The organism is Clavibacter nebraskensis NCPPB 2581, from assembly GCF_000355695.1.
GTDB classification, from domain to species: domain Bacteria; phylum Actinomycetota; class Actinomycetes; order Actinomycetales; family Microbacteriaceae; genus Clavibacter; species Clavibacter nebraskensis.
In genome coordinates this window covers 620,149-636,472 of the sequence record NC_020891.1, presented here as the reverse complement: position 1 = coordinate 636,472, position 16,324 = coordinate 620,149, and the positions used below count along the sequence as shown (strand labels likewise).

General features: G+C 73.5%; 18 protein-coding genes and 1 pseudogene. 6 read left to right on the top strand and 13 right to left on the bottom strand.

The window, feature by feature from the left end; translation table 11 throughout:
• Nucleotides 1-64: 64 nt before the first annotated feature.
• The 4 genes from CMN_RS03180 to CMN_RS03165 form a co-directional block, all read right to left on the bottom strand.
• Nucleotides 65-742, bottom strand: coding sequence for a response regulator transcription factor (locus CMN_RS03180; RefSeq protein WP_015489413.1), 678 nt, complete (start codon nt 740-742; stop codon nt 65-67).
• Entirely contained in the window at nt 739-2,088 is a 1,350-nt protein-coding gene (locus CMN_RS03175; protein WP_015489412.1) for a sensor histidine kinase, read from the bottom strand. The genes CMN_RS03180 and CMN_RS03175 overlap by 4 nt, the downstream gene beginning before the upstream one ends.
• A 53-nt stretch (nt 2,089-2,141) precedes the next feature.
• Nucleotides 2,142-4,205: a serine hydrolase domain-containing protein gene (locus CMN_RS03170; protein WP_015489411.1), complete on the bottom strand. Its 2,064-nt coding sequence runs from the start codon at nt 4,203-4,205 to the stop codon at nt 2,142-2,144.
• Nucleotides 4,206-4,313: 108 nt separating this feature from the next.
• A complete protein-coding gene (locus tag CMN_RS03165) occupies nt 4,314-4,709 on the bottom strand; it encodes a VOC family protein (RefSeq protein ID WP_015489410.1) in 396 nt (131 codons plus the stop codon).
• Nucleotides 4,710-5,241: 532 nt separating this feature from the next.
• Between CMN_RS03165 and CMN_RS03160 the strand changes: the two genes are divergently transcribed.
• Nucleotides 5,242-5,607 (top strand): hypothetical protein, encoded by a 366-nt coding sequence (locus CMN_RS03160; RefSeq protein ID WP_015489409.1) that lies wholly within the window; start codon nt 5,242-5,244, stop codon nt 5,605-5,607.
• A 24-nt stretch (nt 5,608-5,631) separates the two neighbouring features.
• Here CMN_RS03160 and CMN_RS03155 read toward each other — a convergent pair whose 3' ends face one another.
• Nucleotides 5,632-6,273, bottom strand: a complete 642-nt coding sequence (locus CMN_RS03155; RefSeq protein WP_015489408.1) for a GNAT family N-acetyltransferase — start codon at nt 6,271-6,273, stop codon at nt 5,632-5,634.
• Nucleotides 6,274-6,343: 70 nt separating this feature from the next.
• A complete protein-coding gene (locus CMN_RS15170; RefSeq protein WP_015489407.1) occupies nt 6,344-6,997 on the bottom strand; it encodes a hypothetical protein in 654 nt (217 codons plus the stop codon).
• 145 nt (nt 6,998-7,142) lie between these two features.
• On the opposite strand from CMN_RS15170, the gene CMN_RS03145 reads away from it, so the two are divergent.
• The 3 genes from CMN_RS03145 to CMN_RS03135 are packed head-to-tail and all read left to right on the top strand — an operon-like array spanning nt 7,143 to nt 10,264.
• Nucleotides 7,143-7,811, top strand: a complete 669-nt coding sequence (locus CMN_RS03145; protein ID WP_041465230.1) for a response regulator transcription factor — start codon at nt 7,143-7,145, stop codon at nt 7,809-7,811.
• On the top strand, nt 7,808-9,277 hold the full coding sequence (locus CMN_RS03140) for a sensor histidine kinase (RefSeq protein WP_015489405.1): 1,470 nt from the start codon (nt 7,808-7,810) through the stop codon (nt 9,275-9,277). Before CMN_RS03145 ends, CMN_RS03140 begins: the two co-directional genes overlap by 4 nt.
• A 48-nt stretch (nt 9,278-9,325) precedes the next feature.
• Entirely contained in the window at nt 9,326-10,264 is a 939-nt protein-coding gene (locus CMN_RS03135) for an alpha/beta fold hydrolase (RefSeq protein ID WP_015489404.1), read from the top strand.
• Nucleotides 10,265-10,286: 22 nt separating this feature from the next.
• Here CMN_RS03135 and CMN_RS03130 read toward each other — a convergent pair whose 3' ends face one another.
• Nucleotides 10,287-10,715, bottom strand: a complete 429-nt coding sequence (locus CMN_RS03130; protein WP_015489403.1) for a BLUF domain-containing protein — start codon at nt 10,713-10,715, stop codon at nt 10,287-10,289.
• A 132-nt stretch (nt 10,716-10,847) separates the two neighbouring features.
• Nucleotides 10,848-11,216 carry a VOC family protein gene (locus tag CMN_RS03125; protein ID WP_015489402.1) on the bottom strand — a complete coding sequence of 123 codons (369 nt, stop codon included), beginning with the start codon at nt 11,214-11,216 and terminating at the stop codon, nt 10,848-10,850.
• Nucleotides 11,217-11,277: 61 nt separating this feature from the next.
• Between CMN_RS03125 and CMN_RS03120 the strand changes: the two genes are divergently transcribed.
• Nucleotides 11,278-11,730 (top strand): MarR family winged helix-turn-helix transcriptional regulator, encoded by a 453-nt coding sequence (locus CMN_RS03120; protein WP_015489401.1) that lies wholly within the window; start codon nt 11,278-11,280, stop codon nt 11,728-11,730.
• 46 nt (nt 11,731-11,776) lie between these two features.
• On the opposite strand, the gene CMN_RS15475 is transcribed toward CMN_RS03120, so the two are convergent.
• The 5 genes and pseudogenes from CMN_RS15475 to CMN_RS03110 all read right to left on the bottom strand — a co-directional run bounded on the left by CMN_RS15475 (nt 11,777) and on the right by CMN_RS03110 (nt 15,265).
• Nucleotides 11,777-12,364 (bottom strand): HEPN domain-containing protein, encoded by a 588-nt coding sequence (locus CMN_RS15475; RefSeq protein ID WP_131666472.1) that lies wholly within the window; start codon nt 12,362-12,364, stop codon nt 11,777-11,779.
• A gap of 105 nt (nt 12,365-12,469) precedes the next feature.
• Nucleotides 12,470-13,096: pseudogene (locus CMN_RS15540) on the bottom strand (ApeA N-terminal domain 1-containing protein); the annotation flags it as partial.
• Nucleotides 13,097-13,194: 98 nt separating this feature from the next.
• Complete coding sequence (locus CMN_RS15415; protein WP_015489399.1) at nt 13,195-13,323, bottom strand: hypothetical protein; 129 nt, start codon at nt 13,321-13,323, stop codon at nt 13,195-13,197.
• A gap of 92 nt (nt 13,324-13,415) precedes the next feature.
• Nucleotides 13,416-14,705, bottom strand: a complete 1,290-nt coding sequence (locus CMN_RS03115; protein WP_015489398.1) for an adenylosuccinate synthase — start codon at nt 14,703-14,705, stop codon at nt 13,416-13,418.
• Between the two features lie 83 nt (nt 14,706-14,788).
• Complete coding sequence (locus tag CMN_RS03110; RefSeq protein ID WP_015489397.1) at nt 14,789-15,265, bottom strand: DUF3151 domain-containing protein; 477 nt, start codon at nt 15,263-15,265, stop codon at nt 14,789-14,791.
• A gap of 156 nt (nt 15,266-15,421) precedes the next feature.
• Between CMN_RS03110 and CMN_RS03105 the strand changes: the two genes are divergently transcribed.
• Nucleotides 15,422-16,243, top strand: coding sequence for an SDR family oxidoreductase (locus CMN_RS03105; protein WP_015489396.1), 822 nt, complete (start codon nt 15,422-15,424; stop codon nt 16,241-16,243).
• Nucleotides 16,244-16,324 lie beyond the last annotated feature (81 nt).

The following is a 16,324-nucleotide window of genomic DNA, read 5'->3' as shown; positions in this document are numbered from 1 at the left end:
CACTTCGAGGATCCGCGCGCCGCCCGGGCGCGTCGCGGCGGCCGCCCGAGCGCGCCGCCGCCCGTCAGGGCAGTAGGCCCGAGCGGTAGCCCCACACGACGGTCTGCAGGCGGTCGCGGGTGCCGAGCTTGGTCATGATCCGCGTGAGGTGCGACTTCACGGTGCTCGTCTCGATCACGAGCCGGCCGCCGATCTCGTCGTTGGAGAGGCCGTCGCCGAGGAGCCGCACGATGTCCTGCTCGCGCGGCGTGAGGACCTCGGCGCCGGGGTGCACGGCGGACGCGGCGCGGCGGCGGGTGAACTCGGCCATGACGCGGCGGGTCGTGACGCCGTCGAGGGCGGCGCGGCCCTCGGCGAGCGCCCGGACCGCCTGGATGAACTCCTCGGGCTCGGCGTCCTTGAGCACGAAGCCGCGCGCGCCCGCCTCGAGCGCGCCGAAGACGTACTCGTCGAGGTCGAAGGTGGTGGCGACGAGGACGGCCGGTCCCGGCCGGTCGCCAGGCGTGTCCGCGTCGGCGTCGGCGTCGGCTCCGGTGATCGCGCGGGTCGCCTCGATGCCGTCGCCGCCCGGCATGCGCACGTCCATCACCACGACGTCGGGCGCGAGGCGGCGCACGAGCTCCACGGCCTCGCGTCCGCCCGCGGCCTCGCCGACCACCTCGATCCCGCCGGCCGTCTCCAGCACGACGCGGAAGCCCGCGCGGACGATGGACTGGTCGTCGACCAGCACCACGCGGATCACGCGCCGGCCCCCGACGCGAGGACGGGCTCGACGGGCAGCTCGAGGCGCACGCGCCAGGTGCCGGATCCGGTGGGGCCCGCCTCCAGGCGGCCGCCGACGAGCGCGGCCCGCTCGCGCATCCCGACGAGGCCGTAGCCGGGCGCGGTCGCCGGGGCGGCGGCGGGCAGCGCGTTCTCGATGGTGAGGGCGATGCGCGCGGGGCCGGCCTCCGTCGTGAGGGTGACGGCGGATCCGGGCGCGTGCCGCCGCGCGTTGGCGAGCGACTCCTGCACGGTGCGGTACGCGGTGACGTCGGCGAGCGGCGCGAGCGCGGGCGCGGCGCCCGTCGCGCGCTCCTCGACCTCGGTGCCCGACGTGCGGGCCGCCGCCACGAGCCCCGGCAGGTCGGCGAGGCCGGGCACGGGCGCGGTGCCCGCCGCGTCGCCGCCCTCGCCGTCGGAGCCCTGCCGCAGGATCCCGACGATGGAGCGCAGCGCGTCGAGGGTCTCGCGGCCCTGGCGGCGGATGCCGCGGAGGGAGTCCTTGGCGCGCTCCGGGTCGAGGTCCACCAGGCGCTCCGCGGCACCGGCCTGCACGACGAGCGCCGTCAGGTGGTGCGCCGCCACATCGTGCAGCTCGCGGGCCATGCGCGTGCGCTCGGCGGCGACCGCGGCCCTGCTCAGCGCGGCCTGGTGCTCGAGGCTCTCGGCGGCGCGCGCCAGCACGTCGCGGTCGTGGCGGCGGCGGAGCGCGACCCAGGAGCCGACGGCGGCGCTGGCCGCGGCGATGAGCAGGCCGCTGACGAGGATCGAGACGGCCGCGATCACCGTGTCGACGCTGAGCCCCGCGTGCACGGCCGTGGGCACGAGCAGCGCCCTGCCCTGGCCGGTGGCGGCCAGGTAGGCGCCGACGGCCTCGATGCCGATGGCCGCGGCCACGACGCGCACCGCGGAGGCCGGCGCGAGCCGCGACCCGACCGTGTAGGCCGCGACAACCGGGGCGGCGGCGCAGAACCCGAAGTGCGGCGGGATCACCGCGACGAGCGCGCCCTGGAGGAGCGACACCGCCAGGAGCGTCGACCGCGGGTGGCGGCGGCGGAAGGCGAGGGGCGCGCACTGGACAACCGCGAGGATCCCGATGAGCGCGCCCTGCGCCGGCGACATGCTGCGCGAGGTGCCGTCCGCCCAGACGAGCGCGGCGAGCACGCCGAGGAGCAGCACCGTGAGGACCGCCCAGGCCGCGGCGGCCGCGGCGTCGCGCCCGGCGTCCGTGCGGATGCCGACGCGGGCGAGGCCGGCGCGGATCCGCTCCCCGAGCACGCCCCACGGGCGGACGGCGACGAGGTCGGCGGGCGTCGGGTCGGTCACGCTCCGAGCATGCCAGGCCGACCGGCCGCCGCCGACGCCCGCGTCGTCGCGCATCAGTAGCTCACGCTCGGCGCGAGCAGGCGGAAGCCGACCGCGAAGGCGGCGACGGCGACCAGCGCGAGGAGGACGAGGATCCGTCCCGCGACGATCCACGCCCCGCGCCGCGTCCGCACGGCCTGCCACGCGGCGAGCGCGGCGGGGATCACGGCGAGGGCGCCGAGGACCTGCAGCCCCTGCAGGGTGCGGAGCGCGCCGGCGGGGACGTCGACCAACGAGAGGGCCTGCACGGCCGCGGCCGTCCAGCCGAGGAGCGCGACGAGCGTCACGGCCTGCCCGATGCGGGACAGCAGGTGGGGGCGGCTGCGGCGGGGACGCGGCGCGGCGGGGACTTCGGCGTCGGCGCGGGCGGCCCGGCGTCGGCCGAAGCCCGCGATCGCGGTGGCCGGCCACACGATCACCGACACGAGCAGGACGGCGACGGACGCGAGCAGCAGGGGCATCGCGACGGACGCGACCTGCCACGGCTCGGCCCGGAGCAGCGTGAAGGACGCGCCCCAGGAGATCGCGTCGACCGGTCCGCCGTCGCTGGATGCGCGGGTCGCGAGCACGGCGTCGCCGCCCACCTCGCGCCACAGGTCGTCGCCCGCCTTCTCGTAGACGCCCGTCGTGACGCCGAGCGGCTTCGGGGTGACCGCGATGGTGCCGTCGGCGCGCGGGACGATCTCGGTCTGGCCGCTGAGGTTCAGCAGCGCGCCCGGGTTCGAGAACGGGGAGCGGGAGGACAGCCAGGTGCCGGCGAGCGCGGCGGCCGCGGCGGGATCGCCCGTCGGCGCGGCGGCGGACCCGCTCGTGCCGTCGTCCGCGCGCAGGTACCGGTCGGCGAAGCCCTGCAGCACGGTCGTCCGCAGCTCCAGGGTGTCGACGGCGTCGCGGCCGTAGCCGTTGAACGTCACGAAGATGCCGGCGTCACTCTCGGGGAACATGCGCATGGCCGTGTGGAAGACGTTCGTGTCGCCGTCGTGGCCGAAGGCGGGGACGCCGGGCGCGCTGTCGTCGAAGAAGGCGAGGTCCATGCGCTGGCCGGCGGCGAGGGTGCCGAGCTGGTCGGCGTCGAGGGCCGGGCGGTGCATCTCGTCGAGGGTGGCGGGATCCAGCAGCGCCTGGTCGGCGGGCAGGTCGCCCAGGTGGCCGAGCATGAAGCGGGCCATGTCGGACGCGGTCGCCGAGAGCGCGCCGGCCGGGGCCGCGTTGACGACCTCCGTCGGGTACGCGGGCTGGGAGTCGTCGGGGTACCCCTCCGCGAGGCGCGCGTCGAGGTCGGCGGGGAGCGGTTGCGCGAACGACGACGAGGTCATCCCGGCGCGGTCGAGCACCTCCTCCTGCACGAGGTCGACGAACGGCTTCCCGGCGACGCGCTCGGCGACGTAGCCGGCGAGGCTGGCTCCGTAGTTCGAGTACGCGGGGGTGGTGCCGGGGACGAAGACCTGCTCCGGCGGATCCTCCTTCATCACGTCGCCGAGGGCGCGCTCGCTGCCGGGAAGGCCGATGAGGCCCGTGATGACCTCCTCGAACCCGGACGTGTGGGTGAGGAGGTGCCGCAGCGTGACGGCGCCCTTCGGGGTGTCGAGGTCGAAGTCGAGGTACTGCTGCACGTCGGCGTCGAGGTCGAGGCGGCCCTCCTCCACGAGCTGCATGACGGCGGTGGCGGAGACCACCTTGGAGACGGAGCCGACGCGGAAGAGGGTGTCGTCGGGATCCACCGGGCGGGCGGTTCCGCTCTCGGTGCCGGTGTCGGCGAGGCCGTAGCCGCGGGAGGTGAGCACCTCGCCGTCGGCGACCACGGAGACGGCGGCGCCGGGGATCCCGGTGGTCGGCAGCGCGGAGCCGACGACGCCGTCGAGCCAGGCGTCGAGGTCGTCCTTCGTGAGGTCGTGGCCGCCCTGCTGGTGCTGCGGCGGGGCAGGGGGCGGTGGATCCGCGGGCGTGGCGGGGGTGGCGGCCCCCGCGGCGAGCGGGAGGGCGACGGCCAGGGCGAGCGCGCCGACGGTCGCGGCGAGGCGCCGCGGACGGCGGCCGCGGGTCGGGGCGGAGGGGGTGGAGCGGGGTGTCGTGTCCATGGATCCCACGCTCCCCGCTCGGCCGCTCCCGCACAGGGCGCGGGAGTCGGCACCCGGGTTGCGACTCGAGTCGCAGGCGGGGGTCGCCGGGCGTCGACGGCCGGGCGTCTAGGAGTCCGCCACGAGCTCGATCTTGAACCGCTCGCCGTCCTCCAGGAACGCGGCCCGGTGGTCGGGCCCGCCCGCGAACGGGTGGCGGTCCTCGTACAGGCGCGCCCAGCCGTGGTCGGGCGCCTCGGCCCAGAGGCGGTCGACGTCCGCGGCGGATCCCGCGTGGAACGCGAGGTGGCTGAGGCCCGCGCCGCGCCGGTCGTGTGGGGCGTCGCGCGGCGCCCGGGCGATCACGAGGTAGGCGTCACCGAGGCGGAGGCTCCGGCCGTCGGCCCAGCTGGCGTCCTCCGTGTAGCCGAGCTCGCCGAGGATCCAGCCCCAGGAGGCCAGCGCCCTGTCGAGGTCGCGCACCTGCAGCTCCACGTGGTGGAGGGATCCGCGGACGTCCGCCATCGTCCGCCTCCCGTCGTCGTGCCGTCCTGTCCACGCTACCGAGGAGGCGGACCGGGGCGCCGCGCGCGACGGGGACGCCGCGGGAGCGGCGCGGACGCGGACGCGGACGCGGACGCCGTATGGTGAGCCCGTCGCCCCGCATCGCCGGGGCCGAACGACGCGCCGCCCCGACGTCCGAACCGTCACGCGCGCGGGCCCATGCGCCGCGAGCAGCGCCCCCCGTATGCCCCCGCGCCTGGCGTTTCCCCACCCGAGGGGTTATGGTCGCCCGAGTCCCGATCGATCACCCGTCGCTGGGGACGTCGTGTGGCACTGCCGGAACTCGACGTGCCGGCAGTGCGACGGCGACCACACCAGGAGTCCGCCCGAACCGGGCACCTGGGAGCCGGGCCCGACGCGCGTTCGCGCGTTCGTCGGGCTCGGGCTCGGTGACGCACCTCCCCGCTCCGCCCCCGCCCGCCTGCACGGCGGAGCGTCGGATCCGCTCTCGCACGTGCCCGTCCCGCAGCCGTACGACGATCCAGGAGACCCCATGACCGCCGGAGCACCCATGCCACTCGGACGCCGCTCCCTGCGACGCGCGGACATCGAGCTCATGGTCGCGATCGCCTGGAACGCCGAGGGGCGCACGCGCGGCCTCCGCCCGCTGGCGTGGGAGGTCGGCGACGCGGACTTCGTGCACTTCATCGGGAGCGCCGACGCCTACTCGCACGGGGCGCGCCGGGAGATCATCGAGGACTGGATCGCGGAGCTCGGCCTCGCCGACGTCATCGACTCCACCGCTCCCCCGCTGCACCGCGAGGGGGCCGACATGGTCTGGACCGGCGCCATCGACTCCATCGGCATGCAGTTCCACTACCCCGCGGAGCCCGACGACGCGGATCCGTACGCCGACTGACCCGTCCCCCCGGGGCGCGGCCACTCAGGTCGCGGGCGTGCGGAACAGGACCGGCCGTCCCTCGTGGGCGGCGATGCGCGCGTCGAGGCCGGCGCGGACGGCGGGCCACTCGTCGGCGAGGATCGAGTGGATCGCGGCGTCGCGCCAGGTGCCGTCGGCCCGCCGCTGATCCCGCCGGCACACGCCCTCGAAGGTGGCGCCGAGCTTGAGGATCGCCGCCCGCGAGCGGTCGTTCCGCGCGTCGGCCTGCAGCTTGACCCGCCCGAAGCCGGAGTCGAAGGCGCGACCGAGCAGGAGGCGCTTGGCCTCCGCGTTGACGACGGTGCCCCAGACGCGCGGGTCGTAGGCGGTCCAGCCGACGTGCGCGCGCTCGCGGCGCACGTCGAGCTCGGTGAGGCTCGTGGTGCCGACGAGCTGGCCGTCGTGGGGGCCGCCGACGAGGATCACGGCGGTCGGCAGGTCGTCCCAGCGGAAGTAGCCGCGGGCCCACGCGTCGAAGGCGTCCGCATCGGCGGGGAGCCCGGCCGCGCCGCCGCCGAAGCCGCCCGCGAAGACGGAAGGGTGCGCGATCGCCGCGCGCAGGGCGGGGAGATGGGCGGGGCGCAGCGGGTCGAGCCGCACGTGGGTGCCGATCAGGGACGCGGGCGCGGGGACGGTGGCGGTCACCCGGCCATGGTGGCAGACGCGCGGCCGGGACCCGCGGTGGTCGCGGGCCCCGGCCGGGCGGGCGATCCGGTCAGCTGCCGGACGTCGCCGCGGGCGCGGGCGTCGTGGCGGGCGTGCCTCCCGACGTCGAGCCCTCGGAGGACCCGGGCTTCGTCGCCGGAGCGGCGGGGCCGGCGGGCGGGGTGGGCGCCGTGCCGTCCGCGCCGACGGGTGGGGCGGGCGGAACGCAGCCGTCGGCGGGGGGCGCGGGCTGCGTCGCGGGGGTGCCGTCCGCGTTCGTCGGCGGGGTGGGCGGCGTCGGCGGCGTTGCGGGCGTCCCGTCCGCGTTGGTGGGCGGCGCGGGGAGCGTCGCCGGCGTGCCGCCCGCGTTCGTCGGCGGCACAGGGAGCGTCACCGGCGTGCCGCCCGCGTTCGTCGGGGGCGTGGGCGGCGTCGCTGGCGTCCCGTCCGCGTTCGTGGGCGGGGCGGGGGGCGTGGATCCGTCGGGCAGCGCGGGCGGGGCGGGGCAGGTCGCGGTGGTGCCGCTCCCGGATCCGGCCGCACCGCTCGTGTCGCCGCCGTTCCCGTCGGCGAACGCCGGCGAGGAGAACAGCGCGACGAGGCCGAGGGAGGCGCCCGCGATGCCGACGGCGATGCCGGCGCGGTGCTTCCGGGGGGCGGGCGTCGGCGCGCCGGGCTCCCGGGCGCCGCACCCCTTCTCGAAGACGGTGATGGTGTCGTCCATGGTGGTCCTTCCGTGTCCGCCGCGGCACGGGTGCGTCGCGGTCGTGGATCCAGGCTCGGCAGCGGATCTGAAGTCCTCCTTAAGTTCGGCGCCCGGAGCGGACATGCGGCCGGAAGCGCCCATGCGCGGCTCCTACAGTCGGGGCATGCTCCCTCCCGCACGCGTCCTCGTGGTCGAGGACGACGCCGCCATCCGCGCCGCCGTCGTCGCCACCCTCACCGCCGAGCGCTTCGTCGTCCGCGGCCTCGCGTCCGGCGTCGAGCTCGAGGAGGAGGTCAAGGGGTTCCTGCCCGACCTCGTGGTGCTCGACTGGATGCTGCCCGGCCCGAGCGGGATCCAGCTGGCCGAGCGGATCCGCCGATGGAGCGACGCGAGCGTCATCATGCTCACCGCCCGCGACGCCGTCGAGGACCGCCTGCGCGGCTTCGGCCAGGGCGTCGACGACTACATCGTGAAGCCCTTCGCGCTCGCGGAGCTCGTGGCACGGGTCGGCGCGGTGCTGCGGCGGCGCGGTCGGCTCACGTCCGTGGTGGAGATCGGCGACCTGCTCGTGGATCCCGACGCGGGCCTCGCCCGGCGCGGCGGCGAGCAGCTGGAGCTCACCTCCATCGAGTTCCAGCTCCTCGCCTACCTCGCCGCGCACCGCGGCCGCACGCTCTCGAAGACGCAGCTGCTCACGCAGGTGTGGGGCTACGACCAGGCCGACCCGAACCTCGTCGAGGTCCACATCAGCGCGCTGCGCAAGAAAATGGAGGCGCACGGGCCGCGGCTCCTGCACACCGTCCGCGGGCTCGGCTACCGGGTGGAGGCGTGAGCGCGCGCGGCCTCGGTCGTGCTGCCGCGCCGGACGCGCCGCTGCGCACCGGATCCCTCCGCACCCGCACCGTCCTCGCGGTGCTCGCGCTCCTCGCCGTGCTGCTCGTGGCGCTGTCGCTCACCGTGCAGGCGATCCTCGGGGCGCAGCTCCGGCAGCAGATCCAGGACCGGCTCGCCGACCGGTCGTCCGCCGCGGCCGCGCTCGTGGGCGTGCTCGACGACGACGCGCTCGCCGAGCGGCTGAGCGCGCAGGGCGTGGCGGTGCAGATCACGAGCCCGGACGGCGGCGAGGTCTCGGCACGGCCCGGCCGGGATCCGCTCGGCGCCACGCAGCCCGGGCCGGATCCGCTGGGCTCCCCGCCCGGGTCCGCCACGACCGCGACGCCCCCATCGGACGCCGACGCAGTGACCGTCAGCTCGAGCGCCGTCAGCTCGGCGGACGGCGCGCTCACCCTCCGCTCCGACCTCAGCGACGGCACGGTGCTCGAGCTGTCGGCGGGCACCGGATCCGTGGACGGTACGCTCGCGTCCCTCCGCGGGATCCTCGCGGTGGCCTCCGTGGCGTTCCTCGCGCTCGCGGCGGTCGCGCTGGTCGTCGTCGTGCGCCGGACGCTACGGCCGCTCGAGGACATGACCGGCGTCGCCCGCTCCATCGGCCGCGGCGACCGGGGCCGCCGCCTCCGCCCCACGCGTCCCGGCACCGAGCTCGGCCGCACCGCGACCGCCTTCGACGAGATGCTCGACGACATCGAGCACGCCGAGCGCCAGGCCCTCGCGGCCGAGGCACGCATGCGCGCCTTCGTGGCGGACGCGGCGCACGAGCTGCGGACGCCCGTCGCCGGGATCCGCGCCTCCGCCGACGCCCTCGTGCGCACCGACCCGGGCGCCGAGGAGCGCGAGCGCCTGTCGGTGCACGTGGTGCGCGAGGCGATCCGCGCGGGTCGCCTGGTCGACGACATGCTCATGATGGCGCGCCTCGACGAGGGCCTCTCGGTCGAGGGGCGGCCCGTGCGCGTGGCGCCCGTCATCGGGCAGGCGGTCGCGCAGCAGCAGGCGCGCACGCCCGGCACGCGCGTCGTCGCAGGCGTCCGCGGCGCTCCCCCGGCGGTGCGCGCCGATCCCGACCGGCTCGCGCAGATCCTCGACAACCTCCTGCAGAACGCGGCCCGCTACGCGGCATCCGAGGTGCGCGTGGAGGCCGAGGGCGCCGACGACGGAACCGTGCGGATCACGGTCGTCGACGACGGCCCCGGCGTCCCCGACGCCGACCGCGAGCGGATCTTCGACCGCCTCGTGCGCCTCGACGACGGCCGCGACCGCCGCGACGGCGGCGCGGGCCTCGGCCTCCCCATCGCCCGCGCGCTCGCCCGCGCCCAGGGCGGCGACCTCGTGTGCCTGCCCGCCGTCCCGGGTGCGGGCGCGCGGTTCCTGCTGACGCTGCCCGTGGCGGATCCGGTCGGCTGAGCGCCCCCGCCGCCGGTCGCCGCATCGCCCCCGGCCTTCGCTGACGAGATGAGCACCGACGCCCGCGCCCCGCGCACCCTGTCCGACCACCGGCCCGAGGACGCGGAGGACCTGACCATCGAGGTCCCGGCGGCCCGGCTGTCGGCCGTGCGCGTGCGCGCCCGCACCGGGGATCCGGCGACCGCGCCCGTCGCGCTTCTGGTGCCCGGCTTCACGGGATCCAAGGAGGACTTCTTCCCGCTGCTCGGCCCGCTCGCCGACCGCGGCTTCACGGTCGTGGCGTTCTCGCAGCGCGGGCAGTGGGGATCCACCGGCCCCGGCCAGGCCGAGCCGCCCGTCGACGCGACCGGCTACGAGCTCGAGACCCTCGGCCAGGACGTGCACCACGTGGTCGACGCGCTGGCGGGCGTCGGCGGATCCGGCGGTCGGCACGTCGCGAACGACGCCGCGCCCGCCGCGCCGCTCGGACCCGTGCACCTCCTCGGCCACAGCTTCGGCGGCGTCGTCGGGCTGCAGGCCGTGATCCGCGACCCCGGCCGCTTCGCCAGCTACACGCACTGGAACTCGGGCCCCCGCAGCCGCGGCGAGCGCTCAGAGCAGATCGCCGCCCTCCGCGCGTCGGGCAGCGCCGGGCTCTGGCCGCTCTGGTTCCTGCCCGAGCAGCTCGACGGCGACGACCCCGAGGTCGCGTGGTTCCGCACACGCCTGCTCGGCACGGCGTCGGCGCAGCTGCTCGGCGCGCTGGAGATCATGCAGGCCCAGACCGACCGCGTTGACGAGCTCCGCGCGACGGGGCTCCCGGTGCTCGTCTCCCGCGGCGACGCCGACGACGCCTGGCCCCAGGACTGGCAGCGCGACATGGCCGGGCGCGCGGGCGCCCGCTACGAGGTGGTCGCGGACGCGGGCCACTCCGCCCAGGTCGACCAGCCGGAGGCGAGCGCGGACCTGCTCGCGGGGTTCTGGCGGGGCGTGGCGCCCGCGGCGTGAGCCGGGGTCGGGCCGCCGCCCCTCAGGACAGCCGGCCGGTGTCCTCCTGGAACCACCGGATCAGCTCGCGGAGGGCGGGCCGGATGCGGTCGTCCGGGCGGTCGCCCTCCAGGTCCTCGAAGGACTCGCGGTAGCCGGGGAGCCGCTCGGCGACGCGGGCGTCGTAGCGCGCGAAGCCCATCGTCCAGTCGGGGAACTGGCGCTCGGTGATCCGCTCCTCCATGAGGATGGCGATGCGCCCGTGGCGGTCGTCGGCGAGGATCGCGGCCATGCGCTCCCGGACGTCGTCCTCCTCCCCCTCGATCAGCTGGAGGAATCGCCCCTCGCGGTGCACGAGAAGCCCGGTGAGCCCGTGGGCCTCGTTCGTCGTCCGGCTCTGCGCCAGGAGCTGGGCGAGGTCGACGTCGTCGAAGGACCGCTCGGCGGTGCTGGAGTAGACGATGGAGAGCATGGGGTCCTTCCCGGTGCGCGGGGCCGCGTGGCCCGGGACGGGTCGGGTCCCGCCGCCCCTCCAGCCTGGTCCGGGTCGGCCGCCGCGACCTCGTCACGGCGGGACCCGTCGGATGCCGGATGCTACGGACCGTCAGGCCCGGTCGTGCAGCGTCACGTGATAGCCGTCCGGGTCCGCGAACGTGAAGGTCCGACCGAAGGGGCCGTCCATCGGAGCGGAGACGATGCAGTGCCCGTCCGCGACGAGCGCGTCGTGGATCGCCTGCACGTCCGTCGCGTGCAGCCACAGGGCCGCGCCGATCCCGGGCTGCGGCGTGCCCGCGATGTCGGTGCCGGGGACGACGTCGCGGAGCGCGAACGCGATGGGCGTCGTGGTGAAGACGACGGCGTGCGGGGGTCCGGCGGGCGAGCGGACGAGGCCGAGGAACCGCTCGTAGAACGCCTGTGACGCGTCGAGGTCGGTGACCTGGAGCGAGATGAAGTCGGGTCCGGTGACGGGCATGGTGTCTCCTCAGTTCGATGTCAGATGCCTGACATATATGAGCGTATGTCAGAATGCTGACATGAGTCAAGGCGACGACGGCATCCACCTCCCGACCTCGCTCGGCTACCTGCTGAAGGAGGCCGCGAGCGCCCTGCGCGCGGCGATGGAGGAGGCGCTGCGACCCCTGGGCATGACGATCACGCACTACTCGTGCCTGGAGCTCCTCGCCCAGCGCCCCGGGTCCTCGAACTCCGACCTCGCCCGCGGCGCCTTCGTGACGCGCCAGTCGATGAACGTGTTGCTGCAGTCCCTCGAGCGCGACGGGATCGTCACGCGCCCGGCGGAGGAGGCGGTCGGCCGGGTGCAGCCCACCCGCCTCACGGCGGCGGGCCGTCGGCAGCTGGCGACGGCGAGCGCGGCCGTGCGCGCGGTCGAGCTGCGCATGCTCGGCAGCCTCAGCGACGCCGACCGCGAGGCGGCGACGCGGATACTCCGCAGCATGGTGCGGTCGCTGCGCGCAGACGGCGCCTGACCGCTAGAGGATCACCGCTCGACGACGAGCCGCCGCCCTTATTCGCCTAGCTACCCCGCTGAGACAGCACTGAGGCCGCAGCGTCGAGCGCAGCTGCATCAGCACCAAGCTGTTTGCATAAGACCAGCGATAAGACAGCCCTCGTATTTTGATCGACCCTTGAGAGGAGTTCTTGGCCACCGTCAGTCACGCCCTCTACGTGAGAACCGGAGTGCGCGAGGCGGTTACGCGTCGCCATTACGTCGCTTACCCACTGCCTCTGACGCACGCCCGCGTTTGCGACTAGATCCGCACCCACATAGGACTTGACACCCATCAGCTTGGTCTTAAGTGTCACGCGATTCACAAGGTTTGATAAAAGCTTCTTGAAGTCTTCGTTATCCTCATGCGCCGCGTGCCACTCCTGGCGCTCCAAAAACAATTCTTCGTTCATAGCCACTTGCGGGTAGTCGCTCAAACGCTCGTACGCCGACTCAAGGGCGGCCGTAGCACTGATCACATGATGCTCAAGAAAGGCCCGCCGAGTAGAGTAGCGACCGGCAAGAATTTGCGGCAAAGGATACAAATGCCTACATGCCTCCCACCAAGCACTAAAAAGAAGCACTGGGTCGAAACGGTTGCACGTGAGGATCATGGAGCTTCCGTGTGGGCGGACGACGGAAGACTTCGTGGCCACACGCCGGTGTATGGTCACGACTTTGCCGCCGATTCGACCAGATCTACCAGACAAATGGGCTTGTCTCTGAAAGCAGAATGAAAGTAGATTCGAGAGATCTAGTGCCAGATGATTATAAAAAGCGAGCGGGGCCGGTGGATTAGTGACCATCACCACTCGTGTAGCGTCGCCTGATCCATCCCTAATCATGGCAACATCCATATCAGGTCTGCGGTGAAGAGTCTCCGGGTCATCCACTCGAATTGTCATTTCAATGTCATCATCAACGTATGGTACAAATCTTGCAGCCCCATACTGAGGCCCAGGCTCTTCATGATCAACCGTTTTGGAATACCTCGACCATGAACCGAGGCCTTCGTACGAGTATGTCATCTCATCGAAAAGCGTCGTCCCCTCATCTCCACAATTGGCACCGACTAGAGCAGTACCAACGTCTCTTTTCCGAGACCACTCAACGGTCGACGAGCGGGGCGCTTCTTGCAGCGGACTAAAATCATCAAACCATAGAGTAAGGGCCACACCGCCAGCCGCTCGGCCGTAAAGGGTTTTCGAGTGAAGGCGCGACAAGGTCGCTGGTGAAGTAGATGAATCGACATACAGGGAAGGCCGGCCGGACCGTCGAATCCGTAAATAGCCGTGAGCACGTTGCTCTGGATGACTAGGTGACCACCACTCGCCAATGAGCTTCATAAGCAGAGACTCTAGATGCATTGCGGCCACATCGCCTAGTATCCAATTGGGTCAAATGTGAAAATCACATCAAGTGCTGGTCGAAGCTTTCCCCTGCGTCACCGCTCGACGACGAGCCGCCTGAGCTCCGCCGACGACACGTACCCGAAGCGGTGCAGCTCGCGCCACGCGGTGACGTACTGCTCCTGGCCCATGTCGAGATCCGCCTGGAGGCGCTCGCGGTTCATGGTGCGGGCGTCCGCGCGGCTGAGGAAGCGCGCGAGGTCCGACGCGTCCGTGCCGAGGCGGGCGTCGTCGGCCCAGCCGTCGTGGATCAGGGTTAGGCCTCGAGGAGGTCGTGCAGCACGACGACCTGCTCGCGCTCCGGGCCCACGCCGATGGCGGAGATGCGGGCGCCGCTCATGCGCTCGATGGCCGTCACGTAGTCCTGCGCGTTCTTCGGCAGGTCCTCGAAGCGGCGGCAGGCCGTGATGTCCTCCTGCCAGCCTGGGAACTCCTCGTAGACGGGGGTCGCGTGGTGGAAGTCGGACTGCGAGACGGGCACCTCGTCGTGGCGCACGCCGTCGACGTCGTAGGCGACGCAGACAGGGATGGTCGCGAGGCCCGAGAGCACGTCGAGCTTGGTGAGCACGAAGTCGGTGACGCCGTTGATGCGGGCCGTGTAGCGCGCGATGGGCGCGTCGTACCAGCCGCAGCGACGCGGGCGGCCGGTGGTGGTGCCGAACTCGAAGCCCTTGGCGCGGAGGTACTCGCCCGACTCGTCGTGCAGCTCCGTGGGGAAGGGGCCGGCGCCGACGCGAGTCGTGTACGCCTTGACGACCGCGATGATCCGCTCGAGCCGGTTCGGCGCGACGCCGGAGCCCGTGGCCGCGCCGCCGGACGTGGCGCTCGACGACGTGACGAACGGGTACGTGCCGTGGTCGATGTCGAGCATGGTCGCCTGGCCGGCTTCGAACAGCACGGTCTTGCCGTCGTCGAGCGCGGCGTTCAGCTCGAGCGACGCGTCGCACACCATCGGGCGCAGGCGCTCGACGTAGGAGAGGAGGCTCTCGACGATCTCCTCGGCCGAGATGGCGCGGCGGTTGTAGATCTTCACGAGCATGTGGTTCTTGGCGTCGAGGGCCGCCTCCACCTTCTGGCGCAGGATGTTCTCGTCGAAGAGGTCCTGGATCCGGATGCCGACGCGGTTGATCTTGTCCGCGTACGTGGGCCCGATGCCGCGGCCGGTGGTGCCGATCTGGCGCTTGCCGAGGAAGCGCTCCGTGACCTTGTCGATGGTGCGGTGGTAGTGCGTGATGACGTGCGCGTTGGCGCTGACGCGCAGGCGCGAGACGTCCACGCCGCGGGCGGCGAGCGCGTCGAGCTCGTGGAAGAGCACCTCGATGTCGACGACGACGCCGTTGCCGATGACGGGCACCACGCCCGGCGTGAGGATGCCCGACGGCAGCAGGTGCAGCGCGTATTTCTCGTCGCCGACGACGACCGTGTGGCCGGCGTTGTTGCCGCCGTTGAACTTCACGACGTAGTCGACGCGGCTGCCGAGGAGGTCCGTCGCGCGTCCCTTGCCCTCGTCACCCCACTGGGCTCCGATGATCACTACTGCGGGCATGGCTCACTCCTCGTCGGGGGCGGGGTCGGTCGGTATGGATCGGGTGGCGTGCGGTGGTGCGGGCGGAGCGGTGGGGCGGTGGATCAGTCCTGGCCGCGGATGACGATGGCCTCCGTGGGCGGGAGGCCTCCGGCGGTGGCGGCCTCGATGTGGCCGGCGGCCGTGGGATCCGCGTCGCGCAGGAAGGCGCTGAGGCGCGAGACCTCGTCCTCCTCGCCGATGGCGGCGGCCGCGCGACGCAGCGCGTACACGGAGCGGAGGACACCGCGGTTCGGCTCGTGGCTCCACGGCACGGGCCCCTGGCCCTTCCAGCCGGACTTGCGCAGCGAGTCGAGGCCGCGGTGATAGCCGACGCGGGCGAAGGCGTACGAGGCGATGCGGTCGCCCTGCACGTACGCGGAGTCGGCGAGGAGCGCCCAGACGAGCGACGACTGCGGGTGGTCGGCGGCGATGGCGCCGAGGGTGTCGTGGTGGCCGTCGGCATCCTGGATGCGGGCGGCGACCTCGGGCTCGTCGGCCAGGCGCGTCTCGGGCACGCCGAGCAGGTTCTCTCCAGTCACACTCGATCCTACCAAGGCGGTCCGGCGCGTCCCGAGGGCGGGCGGATCCGGTCGCGGGTGTCCGCCGAGCGCGCCCGGGGAGGGGATCCCGGGATCCGGGGCATGCGCGGGCCGCGCCGGACGTTGGCCGAGGGGTACCTACGAGAGGACATCCCCATGAAGACGTGGTTCATCACCGGCGCATCCAAGGGCTTCGGCCGCGAGTGGGCGGAGGCGGCGCTCGAGCGCGGCGACCGCATCGCCGCGACGGCCCGCGACACCTCCACCCTCGACGTGCTCGTCGAGCGGCACGGCGACGCCGTGCTCCCCATCCAGCTCGACGTCACCGACCGCGACGCCGGCATCGCGGCCGTGCAGCAGGCGGCGGAGCGCTTCGGTCGGCTCGACGTGGTCGTCAACAACGCGGGCTTCGGCCAGTTCGGTGCCATCGAGGAGCTCACCGAGGACGAGGTCCGCGGCCAGTTCGAGGCCAACGTGTTCGGCGCGCTGTGGATCACGCAGGCCGCCGTGACGATCATGCGCGAGCAGGGATCCGGCCACATCGTGCAGGTCTCCAGCATCGGCGGGATCAGCGCGTTCACGAACACCGGGATCTACCACGCGTCGAAGTGGGCGCTCGAGGGGCTCAGCCAGTCGCTGGCGCTCGAGGTGGCCGAGTTCGGGATCCACGTGACGCTCGTCGAGCCCGCCGGCTACAGCACCGACTGGTCAGGCCCCTCGGCCAAGCGCAGCGAGCCGATCGCGGCCTACGACGGCATGCGCGAGCGCCGGGCCGAGGGCTACAAGAAGGTCACGCCGGGCGACCCGACGGCGACGCGCGACGCGATCCTCGCGATCGTCGACGCGGAGGAGCCGCCGCTGCGGATCTTCCTCGGCGACGGCCCGCTCGCCATCGCGGAGAAGGACTACGCGTCGCGTCTCGAGACGTGGCGGAAGTGGGAGGACGTGTCGGTCGCGGCGCACGGGAAGAAGGACTAGCCCGCGCGGGCGCCGACCGGCGAGGCCGTGTCGGCGCCCTCCGGTAGCGTGACGGGCACCGAGGCAGACCCGAGGAAGGAC